Raw genomic sequence first — 17,282 nt, 5'->3', positions numbered from 1 at the left:
CCTTGCCACGCTAGTCTTTGGGACAAAGGATTTTGCCCTTTCAAAGCGAAGCTTTCTTGTCAAATCCTTAAAGCTACAAATACTTTTGCTAAAGCAAAATTCGAGAATCTAAGGTGTTTACTTCGCGAAACTAGTAAAACTCATCTTTGCAATAGGCAAAGTTTTTGTTGAAATTTCGCTAAATCTCTGCCAAAATCTTACTAAACTTGAAAATTTTAAATTTCAAGTCGCTAATTCTAGCAAAAAAAATCTAAATATTAGATTTTTACGCGAAATTTATACACTTTAATACAAACAAGAATCCATTATTAATAATTTTTATTTGCATTATTTGCTATTTTTATTTTATCATTCATTACAAACTATAAAATTATAAGGGGGAAAAATGGATTTTGTAAATAATCTAAAGCGAAAAGCGAAAGAGTTTCGAAAAACGATAGTTTTACCTGAGAGTGTTGATAAGCGGACGATAGAAGCTGCAAATATCATTGTGAAAGATGATTTTGCGGATATTATTCTAATCGGTGATGAAAATGAGATTGCAAAAAAAATTGATAATCCAGATAAGGTTCAAATAATTGACCCAAAAAATAGCGATTTAACAAATAAATATGTAGAAATGTTTATAAAATTGCGTAAACATAAGGGAATGAACGAGCATAAGGCTAGAAATCTCTTGCTAAACGACCCGCTTTATTTTGGTGCAGCATTGGTGCGTGATGATAAAGCCGATGGAATGGTCGCAGGTGCGATTAATGCGACTGCTGATGTTATTCGAGCTGGATTGCAAATCATAGGCACAGCGGAAAATACAAAGATTGTTTCTAGCTTTTTTGTGATAATTGTGCCTAATTGCAACTTTGGGTTAGGATATGGTAGTAGTGGGATATTTTTATTCTCCGATTGTGGGCTTATCCAAGACCCAAGCGATGAAGAACTCGCACAAATTGCAATTTCCTCGGCGAAAAGTTTTAGGCAATTAATGCGAGAAGAGCCTAAAGTAGCACTTCTTAGCCACTCGACTTATGGCAGTGCAGAGCACCCAAAAATAGAAAAAGTATTAAGGGCATTAGCTATCGCAAAAAATCAAGACCCAGATTTACAAATCGATGGCGAATTACAGCTTGATGCAGCAATTGTCCCTGAGATAGGAAAATCAAAAGCTCCAGATTCTAAAATAGCAGGAAATGCCAATGTGCTAATCTTCCCAGATATTGATGCTGGAAATATCGGCTACAAGTTGGTTCAAAGACTAGCAAAAGCTGAAGCCTATGGACCAATCACACAGGGAATGACAAAGCCGATAAACGACCTAAGCCGCGGTTGCAATAGCAAGGATATAGTTGGAGCAGTCGCAATAACTGCCATTCAAGCAACAAAGTAAAATAAATAAAGGATTAAAATGAATATATTAGTAATAAATTGTGGTAGCTCGTCGCTAAAATATCAATTAATTGATATTAATACAAAAAATGTTTTATCATCTGGGATATGTGATAGGATTTATATAGATGGTAGCGTGATAAAACACAAAGCCGGTAGTAAAAAAATGCAAAAAGAAACCCCAATGCCAGACCATAAAAGTGCCATCAAGCTTGTATTTGATGCGCTTTTGGATAGTGAATATGGTGTGATAAAATCGCTTGATGAGATAAAGGCAATCGGGCATAGGGTAGTTCACGGCGGTGAGCACTTCTTTAAATCTGTGTTGATAAATGATGATGTGTTAGGGAAAATCAGGGATTGTAGCGATTTAGCCCCACTTCATAATCCAGCACATATTATGGGAATTGAGGCTTGTAGAGATTTACTACCAAAGATTCCACAAGTGGCGGTTTTTGACACGGCATTTCACTCAAGCATTCCTAAAAAAGCCTATTTATACGCACTTCCATATGAGTGGTATGAAAAATATAAAGTGCGAAAATATGGATTCCACGGGACAAGTCATAGCTTTGTAAGTAAGCGAACTGCGGAGTTTTTGGGACTTGATATAAATAATTCTAAGATTATTACTTGCCATCTTGGGAATGGCTCGTCCATCTGTGCGGTAAAAGATGGCAAGAGCATTGATACAAGTATGGGACTAACCCCGCTAGAGGGTATTGCGATGGGAACTAGAAGTGGCGATATTGACCCAGCGGTTATTCAATATATCGCAAAAAAGGAAAATCTAAATATTGATGAGATTCTAAATATATTAAATAAAAAATCCGGTGTGCTTGGAATCTCCAAGCTATCAAGTGATTTTAGAGACTTGCTAAAAGCTGATGAGGAGGGCAATGAGCTTGCAAAACTCGCAAGGGGCGTATTTGCTTATCGTGTGGCGAAATACATCGGCTCATATATGGCTGCGATGAATGGCATCGATGCGGTTGCATTCTGTGCGGGTGTGGGCGAAAATGCCGTATATATAAGAGGAATGATAGTCGAGCATTTGGGATTCTTGGGTGTAAAGCTAGACAAAGAGGTAAATGTCAATACCGTTGGCACGGAGGCAATCATATCTACGCCAGATTCTAATGTCAAGGTCTGCGTAATCCCAACGAACGAAGAGCTAGTAATCGCACAAGATACTTATGATATAGTAAAAGGTTTATGATTTTTAGCGGACGGACAAAATTTCTTAAAAAGTCCGTCCTTACGATAATTGCCCTTTTAGGAAATTTACCATTTCTTAGTAACTCCACCTTGAAAACCTTATTTTACCACCCCATAGCACTTTTAAAATCCATTGCTTTATAAAACAAAGTGAATGTTTCCCACCAAAAAAGCCAAATAACAAAAAAGTGGCATTTTTACAAAAAATGAGATTCTATAAGATATTTGTCATTTTCACCCAAATCTTAAAAATATCTCGCTTTTAATGAGGTATTAAGGGGGGGGTTATAATAATACTTTAAAATATTTTTGTTCATGCTTTCGTGCTTTGGAATCTTTTAGATTCTACTTGGATTCTATGTTGGGGTAATTAGGATAATGCTTTTGCTACAATTAGAAATCTAAATCAAGGCGGAATATGTAGCATAATCTTAAAATAATTTTAAATAATATATTTAAAGGAGCGGGGAATGGGTAATTTTAGAGAAATTGTTGCGGAATTTCAAAAGAAATACAGCTTAGAGAATGTTAAAAAAATGAAGCTAGAGGAATACACGAATCTAAAAGGCGAAAATAACGATGATTATTTTACATATTTTTTAGAACACAAATTAAAAATTACCGGCTTTCGCGGTGCTTTTAGTGCTAACTGGGGGATTTTTAGGACAAACAATAAGCCACAAAAAGAACATATGAAATTTGATGGAAAATATCAGTGGAATCAAAAATATGGCGAGAGTGCGCAAGAGGCATTTGAGAGTATAAAAAAAAGAATCATTCAAATCATAGAAGCAAGTCAAAACAATAATTTAGAGGCTATTGATAAAATTGATTTGGGAAATAGCACTAAGTGGGCTCTTGCATTTATGTATCAAAATTTAGATGATTTAAAAATTGTGTTTATTTTTAGAACAGAAACTTTAAGGAAAATCGCAAAAGATGAACCTAACATAGATGAAAATTCGCCTATTTCAAAAATCCACAAAGAGCTTTTGAAAGATAAAACATACACATATGAAATGATGAGAGATGAAAAATTTAAGCCATTGTGGAACAAATATGGCAAGAATGCCAAAGATGAATTAGACGATGAGGAATCTCAAAGTGAAATTAATGAATCTGCAAAAAGTGAAAATGAGATTCCGCTAAATCAAATCCTATATGGACCGCCGGGCACGGGGAAAACTTATAATACGATAGATAAGGCACTCTTGATTCTTAAACAATACGGCGAGATTGCCGAAATCCCACACGATAATAGGGGTGAGGCAAAGAAAATTTTCAATGATTTTAAGGAAAAAGGGCAGATTGAATTTATCACATTTCACCAAAGCTATTCATATGAGGAATTTGTCGAGGGGATTAAGCCTGATGTAAGCGATGAAAGCGAACATATCGCCTACGAAGTCCAAAGCGGAATCTTTAAAAATCTCTGCGAAATTGCGTTAAAAAATCTTGAAGATTCAAAAAAATCCAAAGAGCAGATTAAGGAAAAGCCATATATTTTAATCATAGATGAGATAAATCGTGGGAATATCAGCAAGATTCTAGGGGAGCTAATCACGCTAATTGAGGACAATAAACGCATTTGTTTAGATAAAGACAAAGATAATAACGAGGAAATCCGCGTGAGGCTCCCATATAGTGGCGATACTTTTGGGGTGCCGAGGAATCTTTATATTATCGGCACGATGAATACGGCAGATAGGAGTATCGCACTGCTGGATACGGCGTTAAGGCGGAGATTTAGCTTTATTGAGATGATGCCGGACGCTTCGAATTTGGAGGAACGCGAGGGCGTGAATCTGGCGAAAATGTTGGAGATGATGAATAGGCGAATTGAATTTTTACTTGATAGAGAGCACACAATCGGGCATAGCTTTTTTATGAATGTGAAAAATTTGGAGGACTTAAAAGAGGTCTTTAAAAACAAAATTATTCCACTTTTGCAAGAGTATTTCTATGATGATTACGCCAAAATCTCCGCTGTTTTGGGCGATAATGTAATGATAAAAGTTAAAGATATGGGCGATTTGGGTTCGAGTGATTATTTTAAAGATAGCGATAAAAAGGTGTATGAAATCACAGATTCTGGCGATTGGAGCGAAGCGGATTTTATAGCAATTTACCCTAAAGATTCCGCAGAAAAAATCAAATGAAAATCCCGCCGAATAAAGCCACAAAATGAATCCAAAAAGAACGCTAATTATCACCGAGTGGGGAAAAATTGACATTGATAAAATAGCGGCAATTTGTGGCGATGAGGCAAAAGCAAAAAAGTATTTTGATGAATTAGAGGAATTTGCCAAAGGCAAAAATAACGATAAATTTCTAAGATTTCACGGCAAAGCCACACTTCAAGCAAAAAATTTCGTGGGGCTTTTGCAGACTAAAAGTGGCTTTTGCGTGGAGATTCTCCCTAAGATTTATAGGGATAGAGAATCTATCGACTGCGAATGTGAGGAAAAATATAAGTTTGACAAGGAATCTTTTAAGGATAAAATGGCGTATTTTGGGGCGGATTTAGATTCCACAAGTAAAGATTCCGCAAATGTGGGCGAATCTAAAAAATCAGCAGAATCTAAAAGCCCCATAGATTCCACAAATCCAGCAAATTCCCCAAATAGCAAGAATCTCAAAACTTGCCCCCTTTGTGCTTCCAAGCAGATTTTATTAAATTGCCTAGAATCGCTTAAAGATTCTCCATTTAAAAAGAACGATTTGGCAAATCTAAATATAAACAAACTTCCGCTTTTAGAAATCTTTGTCATTATGTTTATCGATGAGGTCGAAAAGCTCGTAAAACAAGGCATTAAAAGCGATTATGTAGAAAAATCGCAAAATCGCAAATTCCTAAAAGGCAAGCTACTTTTTGGCGAAAATTTAAAGCACAATCTCGCCCACAAAGAGCGATTTTTCACCCAAAGTGATGAATTTATCGCCGATATAGCGCCAAATCGCTTGATTGTCTCTACGCTACATTTGTTATATCAAGGGAGTTTTAGCCCCAAAACTAGTGTGCGGCTAAATCAATTGCGATTTATTTTTGATGAGATTAGGGCGAGCTGCAACATAAGTGCGGATTTTGCAAAATGTCGCATTTCACGGCATTTCAAGGCGTATGAGCTAGTTTTGAAGTGGTGTGAGATTTTCCTATGCCACAAGGCTTGGACGCCATATAGCGGGGCGGATTTGGCATTTGCGTTTCTACTTGACATGAATAAACTTTTTGAATCTTTTGTAACAAAAATGCTAAAAATTCACGCCAAAGATTACGAGATAGAAGCCCAAGCCGAACATAGCCCGAAACATCTTATAAACACGGCGAATGGGGATAAGTTTAAACTTCTCCCGGATATTGTAGCAAGACTTAAAAAGTCCGGCGAATCTAAGATTCTCATCATTGATACAAAATGGAAAAATATAGATAGCTTGAATAAAATCGCCCAAAGCGATTTATATCAAGTTTTCGCCTATGCTTGTAAATACGCAAACACCAGCGACACCCAAACCCCGGATTCCAAAATCAAAGTCCTTTTAATCTACCCAGAAATCCGCCCATACAACACCCAAGAATCCCACGAAAATTCCGCAGATTTAAGCGACTTAATCACGCCCCAAAATCCCGAAAACCTCGCAAACTGGCATTTCAAAGCAAACAAAATCCCCATCACTCTCATATTTTTCCCACTATTTTAGAGGGTGATATTTATAACAATCTTTAGATTTTGCAAAATATTTAAAAATTAGTAACAAATTGTTATAATCAAAATAGTTTAAAATAAAGGAAATATATGAAACGAATTGAGAGAGATTTTATCGGTGAAATGGAGCTTAGTGATGATTGCTACTATGGGATTCAAACCCTTAGGGCGATTGAGAATTTTCCTATTTCAAAGGAAAAATTAAGTGATTTTCCCATTTTTATCAGTAGTATTGTAATGGTGAAAAAAGCTGCAGCACTAGCAAATTTCGAGCTTGGGCTTTTGGATTCTAAGCTTAAAGACGCCATAATAAAGGCGTGTGATAGGATTTTAGAGGGGGAATTTCACGAGCAGTTCGTAGTCCCTATGATTCAAGGAGGGGCGGGGACAAGCACGAATATGAATGCAAATGAGGTCATCGCGAATGTGGCGTTGGAGATTTTGGGACATAAAAAGGGCGAGTATGAATTTTGCCACCCAAACGACCACATAAATAAAAGTCAATCGACCAATGATGTCTATCCTACGGCGATTCGCCTAGCACTTTATTTAAGGCTTGGAAACTTGGCGGAATCTATGAAAATCCTAAGCGAATCGTTTGAGAGAAAAGCAAAGGAGTTTGAGGATGTTATAAAAATGGGACGAACCCAGCTTCAAGACGCCGTGCCGATGACTTTGGGGCAGGAGTTTTCGACCTTTGCTTCGATGCTACAAAAAGATTCTAGTCGAATCTTAGATTCTAGGAATGAATTTAAGATTATAAATCTAGGTGGAACAGCGATAGGCACGGGGATAAACGCTCCAAAAAATTATAAAAATATCGTGGAATCTAAGCTTAGAGAAGTAACAAATATCGACTTTGTAACTGCTAGGAATCTAATCGAAGCCACCCAAAGCACTTCGGCATATGTGCAACTTGGGGGTGTTTTAAAAAGGGCGGCTGTGAAACTCTCCAAAATTTGCAATGATTTAAGGCTTTTAAGCTCGGGTCCAAGAGCTGGGCTAAATGAGATAAATCTCCCTAAAATGCAACCCGGAAGCTCTATAATGCCCGGCAAAGTCAATCCCGTAATACCAGAGGTGGTAAATCAAGTCTGCTATCTAATGATAGGAAGCGATATGACAATCACTATGGCAGCCGAGGGCGGGCAACTCCAGCTAAATGTATTTGAGCCAGTAATCGTGTATTCTTTGCTTAATTCGATAATCTTATTAGAGAATGCAAATCTCACACTTGCCACAAAATGTATCAATGGAATCACCGCAAATAAAGAGATTTGTAAGAATTTTGTGTTAAATAGCGTTGGGATTGTAACGGCACTTAGCCCAATTATTGGCTATGAAAAGTCCGCATCAATCGCAAAAGAGGCGTTAAATAGCAATCGTAATGTTTATGAAATCACGCTAGAGCGGGGATATTTAAGTAAAGAGGAGTTGGATAGAATCTTTAGCATTAAAAATATGATAAATTAGGCTTAAAAATTGATTTTCAGGGGGTTTGTTAAGTATAATAATGCACTAAATTTAAAAATTTAGAAATTTTAATTAAAAATCAAGGAGAAATAATGAAAAAAATATTAGTGTTTTTTGTGGCAAGTATTTTGTCATTTGGTATTTTATCGGCGAAAGATTATAATGTGGACCCATCGCATTCAGCGATAGAATTCAAGATTAAGCATATGACAGTTAGCACAACTAGTGGGAATTTTGGTAAATTTAGCGGTGTGATTAGCGTAGAAAATAATAAGCTAATTGCCCTAAATGGCGAAGTAGATGTGAATTCAATCAACACAAACAGCGAAGGTAGAGACGCTCATATCAAAGACCCTGAGTATTTCGATGTGGCGAAATTCCCTAAAGCTACGCTTAAATTAGTAAAATTAGATGGCGAAAAAGGCACATTTGACCTTACAATTAAGGGCATTACAAAACAAGTGGTTTTTGATGTAGAGCTTGGCGGAGTAGCGAAAAATAATCAAGGTAAGGAAATCGTAGGCTTAGAAATCAGCGGTAAAATCAATCGAAAAGATTTTGATATTGCAAAAAGCACTCCAAATGCCGCACTTGGCGAGGAAGTGAGAATTGCCATTGCAATCGAGGGAATTGCGAAGTAAAAAGCCTTGTAGCTTTTGTTTAAAGCCCATTTTAGCTATTTTAGAATCTGGAATTTGCTTGATATTTTTTAAGCGGATTCTTTTAGATTCTTGTTTGTAGCTTTAAAAATCTTATGGAATCTTTTAAATAATAAAAAGAGTGGGTTTTTTAGATTCTGTGTTTTAGTGAAAAATAGGCGTTAGTGGTAAAACAAGCGAAGTGAAGTTTCTAGTAAAAGATTCGTTTATTGATAAAGAAACTTCGACTTTCGCCTCGTTTTGAGATTCGCCCAAAAATGAGAAGTTTAAGGTATTTATTACAATAGAATCTCTTTTAAAAATTGCGTAGCAATTTTTCATAAACTAAAATCCTATGCTTTAACACCCAAAAAAGGGCGATGGGCGGGAAAGCAAAGCTTCGTAAAATGAAGTTCATAGATTATCGAGAGCAAAATACTTTAAAACATTTCTCTAAACACAAGAATCTAGATTCATAAAATTTCGTAGATTCTAGATTCCTATTCCACGCATTTCGTAGAATCTAGATTCCAAAACACACACTTTTAGCTTTTTTAAGATTCCCCACGAAATCCCATTTACTCAAAACTCAAATCACTCATAACCCCTTTTTAGCACGATTATCGCTCCAGTTGCTAGATTGCTTTTCTCGCTGAAATTATCTCTAGCGACCAAATATCCGCCATTTACTTCCTTAATAATATTGATTTTTGTTGGCATAAAGTCGCCCGCAGTTTCCACAAATACCAAATTATCACTGCCAAATTTAGTTACCATATCATACCCAACCACTATCGTCCCACTCGGGTTTTTCGCCCTTATTAGCATATCGATATTGTTCCCGGCTTTTAAGCGTAAGCCAGAATCTAAATTCGCAGAATCCCAGTTTAAATTATTTTAAACAAATATCCAAGTCTTACGAACTAAAATAAATGAAGTTAGTAATTTTTATATTCATTTATGAGGTTTTAGTCGAAGTTTTGCTAAAAAGCTTTACTCCCCTTTATGATAAAACGCGGTTTCTAGTAAAAACTAGGTTTTTTGTCAAGATGAATGTTGCTTGAAAATCTTTTGTAATAATTTTTTGCAATTGTGGTTTTTGCTTCTCATCTTACATTTTATTTTTTGTGTATTCTCATAAGTTGTATAAAAAATATCTATACAAAGTCATACATATCTCTAGCATATATCAACTAATGATAATTGTCGAATAGCCTAAAAATCAAGTAGTATTTAAGAAATTTCTAAAAATCTCAATGCCACTTTCTGTTAGAATTCCTTCTGGGTGAAATTGCACTCCATATATATTTTTATCTTTTATTTTTATTGCCATAGGAATATTTTCATCTGTGTTGGCAATTACTTTTATTGAAAAATTATTTTTTGGAATGTCGATTATAAGCGAATGATACCTTATGGCATTAAAACCTTGTTTGATGTTATTAAATAATGGGTAATGCTGGTTAAAATAAACTTGTGATGTTTTACCATGATATGGTTTTGTGGCTTTTATAATACTCGCTCCATAATATTTTGCTATACATTGCATACCTAAACATACCCCTAAAATGGGCAATCTATCTCTATAAAAATCAATAATATCAAGGCTTATACCTGCATTATCAGGCGTTCCCCAACCCGGACCTAATACAATCCTATTAAATTTAAGTTGTTTTATCTGGCTAAGGCTTTTTTTATCATTTTGTATAATAATTGGCTTAATGCCGAGTATTTGAAAATATTGAACAATATTATATGTAAATGAATCATAATTATCTATTATTAGCATAACTCAACTTCTACTAGTTTTCTAACAGAATTAAAACAATATATTTTTTCAGCCGTTTTTAAATCCTTTGGATACAATACTTTTTCGCTCATAAAATTTTCATCTAAAAGTTTTGCTCTATATATTCCAGCTAGTAATCCACAGGCAATAGGTGGTGTAAATATGCCGTCTTTAGTCTTAATTGCGATATTTGTGAATGTTCCTTCTGTTATCTCTCCTTTTTCGTTTATTCGAATTTCATCAAAATAATCGCCACTCTTTTCTATTCTAATATTTGTTTTATGGTATAAAAATGGATTTTTACTATTTACTTGACCTTTTAAACAAATCTTTTTAGTTTTTATGTGATTTAGGTCTTTTATTTCAAGCTTAAAAAACCCATCTTTATTTAAAATAACCCTAGTTATTTTGTTTTTTTGTAATGTGATATTTTCTAACTCTTTGTTCCATATAAAACCTAATTCTTTTGCAGATTTTTTTAATCTTTGCAAATGCCTATCCCAATCATCAATAGCTGTTTCTATAAGCTGAAAATCTGTATCAAGAAATTTTGTTTTTATAATAGTTTCTTCAAACTCATCTTCTGCTACAGAATCCCAGATGATAGCACTACCTGTGTGGTAAGTATAATTATGATTTTGCCCATATAGGATTCTTATTGGTATGCTAAATATAATTTCTTTTGGTGATAAAAAGCCGATTGCCCCACAATATATATTTCTATTGAATGACTCTATTTCTTTAATAATACGCATTGTTGATATTTTTGGAGCTCCTGTTATAGAACCACAAGGAAAAATGGCTCTAAACACATCACTAAGTCTAACATCATCTTTTAATTCAGCTGATATTTTCGATGTCATTTGGAATAATGTTAGGTGTTTTTCTATATCAAATAGCTTATCTACACGCACACTTCCACATTTTGCAATTATACTTAAATCATTTCGTATCAAATCAACAATCATTATATTTTCTGCTCGATTTTTTATATCATTATATAAAAAATTATACATTTCATTATCATCTATCCCTTTTCCCCTAGGGGCGGTTCCTTTCATAGGCTTAGTATATATTTTATTATTCTTTATTCTAAAAAATAATTCTGGGGAATAGGAAAGCAAAGATATATATTTATTTTGCATAAACATAGTATAGGGTGTTTTTTGCTTAGCTAATAAAGATTCATAAAGCTCCAAGCCATCTAAATTGGTTTTAATGTGAAATGGATAGGTATAATTCACTTCGTAAGTTATGCCATTTGCAATATTTTCTTTTATTATCTCAACATTTTTTAGATATTCATTCTTTGTGATTAGTGGATTTTTTATAATTCCTAATTTTGTTGGAATCTTGCTGGGGATATATTTTTTATAGCTATCAAAAATCTCAAAATATAAATGTGTATAATCATAGTTTATATACCCAAGTGCATAGAATTTTCTGCTTAGCCTTTCAAGTTTATTAAGTGCTGATGAGATATTTTGTTTTCCTTTTATATCTATTATTTCAATGGGGTTTTCAAAAACTTTATTAGAATATATTGCCATAGATTATTATAATATAAACTAATAATTTTTCAAATGAGAATAAATCTTATTATAAAAATAAATAACCAATAATCAAAAAGCTTTACTTAAGAGTATAGGTATTATTATTTCAAGTTCAAATTAAAATTAAAAGAGATTTTCTATGCTTTTATGCGATATTTAAGAAACATCTGCTTAATTATGTTTTATAAATCTATGGAGATTGAATTATGGATAAAAAAGAGGGATTATTTAGCTATTTGCCTGTGAGCTTTTTTGGTTCTGTTATGGGACTTTCTGGCTTAAGTATTGGGTGGAGGTTAGCATCTAATATATATGGACTTCCTAAGATAATAGGGGAAATAATCGGGGCTATCGCTATAATATCTTTTATTGCTTTATGTGTATGTTATCTTTTAAAAATCATCACTAGCTATGATTCTTTCAAAGCCGAATACAAAAGCCCACTTACAAGGAGCTTTTTTGGCACTTTTATTATCTCAATATTGCTTTTGCCAATAATCCTATATTCATATATGCCAAGAGTTGCGGCTTTTTTATGGGTTTTGGGGGTTATATTAATGTTTCTTTTTGCACTTCATATCGTTTCTTTTTGGCTTGGCGTAACCCAAGAGCACACTCATGTTACTCCAGCGTGGATAATCCCTGTAGTAGGGACTTTGGATATTCCCTTAGCATTTCATCTTTTTGATTTTTCTTTTGGCTACGATATATCGTTAATCGCCCTATCTATCGGGCTTTTTTTCGCATTGCCTATTTTTACTCTTGTTCTTTCTAGGATATTATTCATTGAGCCAATGCCAGAGAAACTAAAGCCATCTTTGATGATATTAATAGCTCCGTTTTCTGTGGGATTTTCCGCTTATGTGGAAGTTGTGGGGAGTGTGGATTTATTTGCTCAAATGCTTTATTTTATCGCCATTTTTATGTTTATATCTATGATTCCACAAATGCTAAAAAGTCGCTTTTGCTGTCCATTTAAAGTAACTTGGTGGGCTGTGAGCTTCCCATTAAGTGCGACATTAGTAGCTACGCTTAAAATGGCAAATGCTATTGATAAGCCATTTTTGCATATGTTATCTATAATATTTTTATTCATAGTTACACTTACGCTTTTATGGCTTAGTGTGCGAACGTTAAAGGATATTTTTCAAGGAAATCTGCCAAATATCGCTTAAGAATCTATTTTTAGCTAATTATTAGAATCTTAAAGTTTTTATGGGTTTATTGCAGAATCTCATTTTTTAGATTCTATGATAGATTTATTTGAAAGAATTAAATAAAGATTCCAAGCAATGGCTGGAATCTTGAATAATTAGAGTGGATAAATATCCATCTCTAATATCAAATATCATAAGATTATGTTATTTTATAACACCACAAGCCATTCTAGCTCCACCGCCACCAAGTGCAGCAGGGTGGTCGTGGTGATTATCTCCACCGATGTGAATCATTAAAGATTTATTTTTGATTTCATCAAGGGATTTGATTTTTGGAGCTAGAACTGGATTAGTAGCTTTGCCATCTTTATCTACATAAAGTGCTGGTAAATCGCCCTTGTGTCCTTTATCGTCCCATGGATATGAATGTTTTCCAGTATTATCTGGGTCCCAATGCCCGCCAGCTTTCATTCCTAAACCTTTATCAGTTGGACCACAATCGGCATTTTGATGTATGTGGAATCCATGAAGTCCCGGCTCTAATCCGCTTAGATTTGGATAGAAAGCCACACCATATTTAGTTTCTACTGCTACTATCTCGCCTACTTTAGTATTTCCATCTTTACCCAATAGCTCGATTTCTATTGTCAAATTCTTTTTTTCTGCCTTTGGATTATACATATCTGCAGCAAACAAAAAACCGCTTAAAATACAAATAGCCAATAATATTTTTTTCATCATCTTTCCTTTAAAATTTAGTTTAAACATTTATATTTTATTACAAATTTATAAATAAAATATAAAAAGATTTAAAATTATTATTTCTCTTTTTAGAATTATCTAAAAATTTCAAAGATTTATAATGCTATACATTTCTTTCATAGGTTTGGCGATAATATTTTCCTCTATGTTTAGAAAAAGACTTGAAGCGGATATTGCTTGATATAAAAGCATTTTTGAACCATCTATTATTTTTATATTTTGTGTTTTTAGATTATTCCTTTTTAGATTCTCTATCTTTGCTAACTCTAGAAATCTACACTCCCTGCCATACATCAAATCAAAAGCAATGTTTGTTTTGCTAAATAGATTTTCCAAATTATTGCGTGGAATGGGCAAACTATCATTTATTGATGATGAGGTTGCATTAATGATGATGTCAAAACTTTCATTATATACAATCTCGTTATTTAGGCATACTTTAAAGCCATTGTTGTGGAAAAAATCTAGATTCTTAGAGTTTCTATTTGCAATATTTACATTAATATTATGTTGCCTTAATACAAATGCAATCACCCTTGCACTGCCTCCAGCACCTAGTATTAGAGCATTTTTAATATTTTCATTTTCTATATTTTTGTAGAATCCAATCCCATCTGTGTTGTATCCAATAAGATTAGAATCTTCTCGCACAATAGTATTTATCGCACCAATATTTTTGGCAATTCCTCGTATTTCATCACAATATTTTACTAAGGATTCTTTATAAGGGAGTGTGATATTAGCTCCATTTAAACCAAGTGAAAAAAATAAATCTCTAAAATTATCGCTAGATTCCAATAAATAGCGGATATATCGTGCATCAATTCCTAATTTGTAGAATACAAAATTATGTAATATTGGAGATTTTGAGTGATTTATTGGATTCCCAAAAACGGCAAAAAGTTTCAATCAAAATCGCTTTCTTCTAATAGTTCCATATACACATATCCGCCACCAAGCAATTCTCCCCAATCTTTATCTATGTTTCGTATTTGGACTTTTTCATCTTTAAGAAGCTTGTCTATAATCTTTGATTGTGTATTTGGCTCTTCCCTTATATTTAAAACATCGGCTTTGATTGTATAGATTTGCACTCCCGTATCAGGTGCTATTTTTGCATTTGGATTATTATTTTTACTTAGTAATTCCATATACGCAAATCCGCCATTTTTTAGCTCACCCCAACCATCTTTGATGTTTGTGATTATGATATTATCATCTTGCACATATTGTTTTATAATCTTTGATTGTGTATTTGGCTCTTCCCTTATATTTAAAACATCGGCTTTGATTGTATAGATTTGTTCTGGATTTTCTATTGCAGAATCTTGTTTTAATGTAGCATTTGAATCTATTATAATTGATGTTTCTAATTCTATTGGGGATTGTTCTAAATCTTTTGTGATAATTTCTTTATCGCTTAATGTTTCTAATTCATCATCTATTTTATATGATATGAAAAATATGAAAAATAAATAAAGTAAGATTCCAATTAGTATTACTATGAAATATGAAAGATAAATTCTATATTTACCTTGCATCCAGCCCCCCTAATTCTATGGCAGCCATTTCTATGTATTTCTTAGGAATAATATTTTTGTGAAATGTGGTAGGCTCGACACTATAATAATATTCACAAATATCGAATAATAAAAAGCACATTCTAGTTAATAGTCTTAGATTTCCACTTGTTTGTTTATACATAAATTTATAATGGCTATCATTGAGTAGGTTTAGAACAGATTCCAATCTAGCTTTAGTTAGCTTTTGTGTTACAAAAAGTCGAACATTTTTCACATCTAATTGGTCGATTATGATTTTATCCCAAATTCTTGAAGTAAAATAACTTTCATTTAATACTTCTTTGTGTTTTAATGCGTGAGTTACTAATATAAATCGAAATACTCGACAATCCGAAAGCATTCTTATAACTTCAAGCTCTTTATCTCCATAAAGTTGAACCTCATCAATTATGATTGTGGGACTTAAATCATTCTTAGGTAAATTCGTAGAGAAACTTTTGAAAAACTCATCTCTTGTCATATTTTTATTTATTGGCAAATGTGGCAGAAACTTTAAATGAAGTTGTGCTAAGAATCCATTTAATGATAAAAAAGGAAAAAGTTGTATATGTAAGGTTTCAGGCGGAATGCTCCTTGCTAATTGTTGTATGAGATAGCTTTTTCCAACTCCGGGTTTCCCTGTCAAAATAACAATTTGAAATGGAACTTTTTTTATTAGCTGTTCTAATTTGCTTCTAGCGGTTATATTGATGTCTAAATCAATATAATCCATATTATCAACTTTTTCTAAAAATACATTTTTTGCATCACTAAATGGATTCATTCTTTAACCTTAGGCGAAAATTACACATAAATATCGCAATTATATTCTAAATCTTGACTAATATAAATCAATTATACAAAATCTTGCCCATTTATCTTAAGATTTATATTAAAAAAGCAAATAATATTCCAACTATAATATTCTATTTTATTATGTTTGATAATAAAATATGCTAGAATTTCCAACGAAAAATAAAATTTACTAAGGTATAAAGTATGATTGATTTAGATGATTTGAGTGTCAAAAACTTAGTTAAATTATATGATTATGATTTATTTACACTTGGGAATCTTGCTGATGATATTCGACAAAATCTTCATAAAAATAAGGTTTATTTCAATATGAATAGACATATAAATCCAAGCAATATTTGTGTAGATATTTGTAAGTTTTGTGCATTTTCATCACATAGAAAAAATCCAAATCCTTATGAGATGACAAAAGAAGAAATATTAAGCGATACAAAAAGTGCCTATGAGCGAGGTGCTAGAGAATTTCACATTGTTAGTGCACATAATCCAAACTATCTATATGAATGGTATTTTGATATTTTTAGAACCATAAAGCAAAAATTTAATGATATTCATATTAAAGCTATGACAGCCGCGGAAGTGGATTTTTTGCATAGAAAATTTAATAAATCCTACGAAATGATTTTAAATGATATGAAAGATTCTGGTGTAGATTCTATGCCCGGTGGCGGAGCTGAAATATTTGATAAAGAAATTAGAGAAAAAATTTGTAAAGGAAAGGTTGATAGCGATAATTGGCTAAAGATTCACTCCATTTGGCATAATATGGGCTATAAAAGCAATGCAACAATGCTTTTTGGACATATAGAATCTAAAGAGCATAGAATAAGCCATATATTGAGAATCCGCGAATTGCAGGATAAAACCGGGGGATTTAATGCGTTTATTCCATTGCTATATCAAAAACAAAATAATTTTTTAAATGTTAATAATTTTCCAAGTGGAATTGAGATTTTAAAAACTATTGCAATAAGTAGAATCTTACTCCCAAATATACCAAATATAAAGGCATATTGGGCGACTTTAGGATTGAATCTAGCACTTGTTGCACAGGAATTTGGTGCAAATGATATTGATGGCACGATTGAAAAAGAAAATATCCAAAGTGCAGGTGGAGCAAATAGCAAAAAAGGGCTTAGCAAAGAAGAGCTTATTTTTCAAATAAAAGATGCTGGTTTTGTCCCTGTATTACGAGATAGTATGTATAATGAGCTAACAAGTTTTTAG

The 17,282-nt window shown here is 33.2% G+C and carries 17 protein-coding genes; 9 read left to right on the top strand and 8 right to left on the bottom strand.

All coding sequences use genetic code 11. The annotated features are described in order from the left end of the window. The first annotated feature begins 385 nt into the window (after nt 1–385). The 6 genes from pta to CCY99_RS03405 all read left to right on the top strand — a co-directional run bounded on the left by pta (nt 386) and on the right by CCY99_RS03405 (nt 8,419). Entirely contained in the window at nt 386–1,384 is a 999-nt protein-coding gene (pta, locus tag CCY99_RS03430; RefSeq protein ID WP_112060016.1) for a phosphate acetyltransferase, read from the top strand. An 18-nt stretch (nt 1,385–1,402) separates the two neighbouring features. Beyond that, nucleotides 1,403–2,602, top strand: a complete 1,200-nt coding sequence (locus CCY99_RS03425; protein WP_112060015.1) for an acetate kinase — start codon at nt 1,403–1,405, stop codon at nt 2,600–2,602. Nucleotides 2,603–3,071: 469 nt separating this feature from the next. Beyond that, entirely contained in the window at nt 3,072–4,760 is a 1,689-nt protein-coding gene (locus CCY99_RS03420; RefSeq protein WP_112060014.1) for an AAA family ATPase, read from the top strand. 25 nt (nt 4,761–4,785) lie between these two features. After that, nucleotides 4,786–6,300 carry an McrC family protein gene (locus CCY99_RS03415; protein WP_112060013.1) on the top strand — a complete coding sequence of 505 codons (1,515 nt, stop codon included), beginning with the start codon at nt 4,786–4,788 and terminating at the stop codon, nt 6,298–6,300. A 95-nt stretch (nt 6,301–6,395) separates the two neighbouring features. Beyond that, nucleotides 6,396–7,778: an aspartate ammonia-lyase gene (gene aspA / locus CCY99_RS03410; RefSeq protein WP_112060012.1), complete on the top strand. Its 1,383-nt coding sequence runs from the start codon at nt 6,396–6,398 to the stop codon at nt 7,776–7,778. A gap of 92 nt (nt 7,779–7,870) precedes the next feature. Beyond that, complete coding sequence (locus CCY99_RS03405) at nt 7,871–8,419, top strand: YceI family protein (protein WP_112060011.1); 549 nt, start codon at nt 7,871–7,873, stop codon at nt 8,417–8,419. A gap of 162 nt (nt 8,420–8,581) precedes the next feature. Here CCY99_RS03405 and CCY99_RS09455 read toward each other — a convergent pair whose 3' ends face one another. Both CCY99_RS09455 and CCY99_RS03400 read right to left on the bottom strand, forming a co-directional pair. Next, nucleotides 8,582–8,758, bottom strand: coding sequence for a hypothetical protein (locus CCY99_RS09455; RefSeq protein WP_181646816.1), 177 nt, complete (start codon nt 8,756–8,758; stop codon nt 8,582–8,584). Between the two features lie 252 nt (nt 8,759–9,010). Then, nucleotides 9,011–9,244, bottom strand: coding sequence for a hypothetical protein (locus tag CCY99_RS03400; protein WP_112060010.1), 234 nt, complete (start codon nt 9,242–9,244; stop codon nt 9,011–9,013). Nucleotides 9,245–9,348: 104 nt separating this feature from the next. Here CCY99_RS03400 and CCY99_RS09855 point away from each other — a divergent pair, with 104 nt between their 5' ends. Then, complete coding sequence (locus tag CCY99_RS09855) at nt 9,349–9,480, top strand: hypothetical protein (protein ID WP_258443258.1); 132 nt, start codon at nt 9,349–9,351, stop codon at nt 9,478–9,480. Nucleotides 9,481–9,638: 158 nt separating this feature from the next. Here the strand turns inward: CCY99_RS09855 and CCY99_RS03395 are convergent, their stop codons facing one another. Together CCY99_RS03395 and CCY99_RS03390 are read right to left on the bottom strand one after the other, a co-directional pair. Beyond that, nucleotides 9,639–10,205, bottom strand: coding sequence for an aminodeoxychorismate/anthranilate synthase component II (locus tag CCY99_RS03395; protein ID WP_112060009.1), 567 nt, complete (start codon nt 10,203–10,205; stop codon nt 9,639–9,641). After that, entirely contained in the window at nt 10,199–11,755 is a 1,557-nt protein-coding gene (locus CCY99_RS03390) for a bifunctional anthranilate synthase component I family protein/class IV aminotransferase (RefSeq protein ID WP_112060008.1), read from the bottom strand. Before CCY99_RS03390 ends, CCY99_RS03395 begins: the two co-directional genes overlap by 7 nt. Nucleotides 11,756–11,964: 209 nt before the next feature. On the opposite strand from CCY99_RS03390, the gene CCY99_RS03385 reads away from it, so the two are divergent. After that, complete coding sequence (locus CCY99_RS03385; RefSeq protein ID WP_112060007.1) at nt 11,965–12,933, top strand: SLAC1 anion channel family protein; 969 nt, start codon at nt 11,965–11,967, stop codon at nt 12,931–12,933. Nucleotides 12,934–13,119: 186 nt separating this feature from the next. Here the strand turns inward: CCY99_RS03385 and sodC are convergent, their stop codons facing one another. The 4 genes from sodC to CCY99_RS03365 form a co-directional block, all read right to left on the bottom strand. Continuing rightward, nucleotides 13,120–13,653, bottom strand: coding sequence for a superoxide dismutase family protein (gene sodC / locus CCY99_RS03380; protein WP_112060006.1), 534 nt, complete (start codon nt 13,651–13,653; stop codon nt 13,120–13,122). Nucleotides 13,654–13,764: 111 nt separating this feature from the next. Then, nucleotides 13,765–14,586, bottom strand: a complete 822-nt coding sequence (locus CCY99_RS03375; RefSeq protein ID WP_112060005.1) for a shikimate dehydrogenase — start codon at nt 14,584–14,586, stop codon at nt 13,765–13,767. Then, nucleotides 14,583–15,218, bottom strand: coding sequence for an SH3 domain-containing protein (locus CCY99_RS03370; RefSeq protein WP_112060004.1), 636 nt, complete (start codon nt 15,216–15,218; stop codon nt 14,583–14,585). The genes CCY99_RS03375 and CCY99_RS03370 overlap by 4 nt, the downstream gene beginning before the upstream one ends. Then, nucleotides 15,208–16,023 (bottom strand): ATP-binding protein, encoded by an 816-nt coding sequence (locus tag CCY99_RS03365; protein ID WP_112060003.1) that lies wholly within the window; start codon nt 16,021–16,023, stop codon nt 15,208–15,210. Before CCY99_RS03365 ends, CCY99_RS03370 begins: the two co-directional genes overlap by 11 nt. Before the next feature lie 215 nt (nt 16,024–16,238). Here CCY99_RS03365 and mqnE point away from each other — a divergent pair, with 215 nt between their 5' ends. Continuing rightward, the gene (gene mqnE / locus CCY99_RS03360) at nt 16,239–17,282 is read left to right on the top strand and encodes an aminofutalosine synthase MqnE (protein WP_112060002.1); all 1,044 of its coding nucleotides are present in this window, start codon (nt 16,239–16,241) and stop codon (nt 17,280–17,282) included.

This window comes from Helicobacter sp. 16-1353 (genome assembly GCF_003288815.1).
Taxonomy (GTDB): Bacteria; Campylobacterota; Campylobacteria; order Campylobacterales; family Helicobacteraceae; genus NHYM01.
The sequence above is the reverse complement of the archived record's forward strand: the minus strand, read 5'-3'. Positions and strand labels throughout refer to the sequence as shown.

Coding starts and splice junctions, on each gene's coding strand:
- sodC (WP_112060006.1), bottom strand. CDS start 13,653: ATGAAAAAAATATTATTGGCTATTTGTATTTTAAGCGGTTTTTTGTTT.
- CCY99_RS03385 (WP_112060007.1), top strand. CDS start 11,965: ATGGATAAAAAAGAGGGATTATTTAGCTATTTGCCTGTGAGCTTTTTT.
- CCY99_RS03405 (WP_112060011.1), top strand. CDS start 7,871: ATGAAAAAAATATTAGTGTTTTTTGTGGCAAGTATTTTGTCATTTGGT.
- CCY99_RS03390 (WP_112060008.1), bottom strand. CDS start 11,755: ATGGCAATATATTCTAATAAAGTTTTTGAAAACCCCATTGAAATAATA.
- CCY99_RS03370 (WP_112060004.1), bottom strand. CDS start 15,218: ATGCAAGGTAAATATAGAATTTATCTTTCATATTTCATAGTAATACTA.
- CCY99_RS03400 (WP_112060010.1), bottom strand. CDS start 9,244: ATGCTAATAAGGGCGAAAAACCCGAGTGGGACGATAGTGGTTGGGTAT.
- CCY99_RS09855 (WP_258443258.1), top strand. CDS start 9,349: ATGAAGTTAGTAATTTTTATATTCATTTATGAGGTTTTAGTCGAAGTT.
- mqnE (WP_112060002.1), top strand. CDS start 16,239: ATGATTGATTTAGATGATTTGAGTGTCAAAAACTTAGTTAAATTATAT.
- pta (WP_112060016.1), top strand. CDS start 386: ATGGATTTTGTAAATAATCTAAAGCGAAAAGCGAAAGAGTTTCGAAAA.
- CCY99_RS03415 (WP_112060013.1), top strand. CDS start 4,786: ATGAATCCAAAAAGAACGCTAATTATCACCGAGTGGGGAAAAATTGAC.
- aspA (WP_112060012.1), top strand. CDS start 6,396: ATGAAACGAATTGAGAGAGATTTTATCGGTGAAATGGAGCTTAGTGAT.
- CCY99_RS09455 (WP_181646816.1), bottom strand. CDS start 8,758: ATGAAAAATTGCTACGCAATTTTTAAAAGAGATTCTATTGTAATAAAT.
- CCY99_RS03395 (WP_112060009.1), bottom strand. CDS start 10,205: ATGCTAATAATAGATAATTATGATTCATTTACATATAATATTGTTCAA.
- CCY99_RS03420 (WP_112060014.1), top strand. CDS start 3,072: ATGGGTAATTTTAGAGAAATTGTTGCGGAATTTCAAAAGAAATACAGC.
- CCY99_RS03365 (WP_112060003.1), bottom strand. CDS start 16,023: ATGAATCCATTTAGTGATGCAAAAAATGTATTTTTAGAAAAAGTTGAT.
- CCY99_RS03425 (WP_112060015.1), top strand. CDS start 1,403: ATGAATATATTAGTAATAAATTGTGGTAGCTCGTCGCTAAAATATCAA.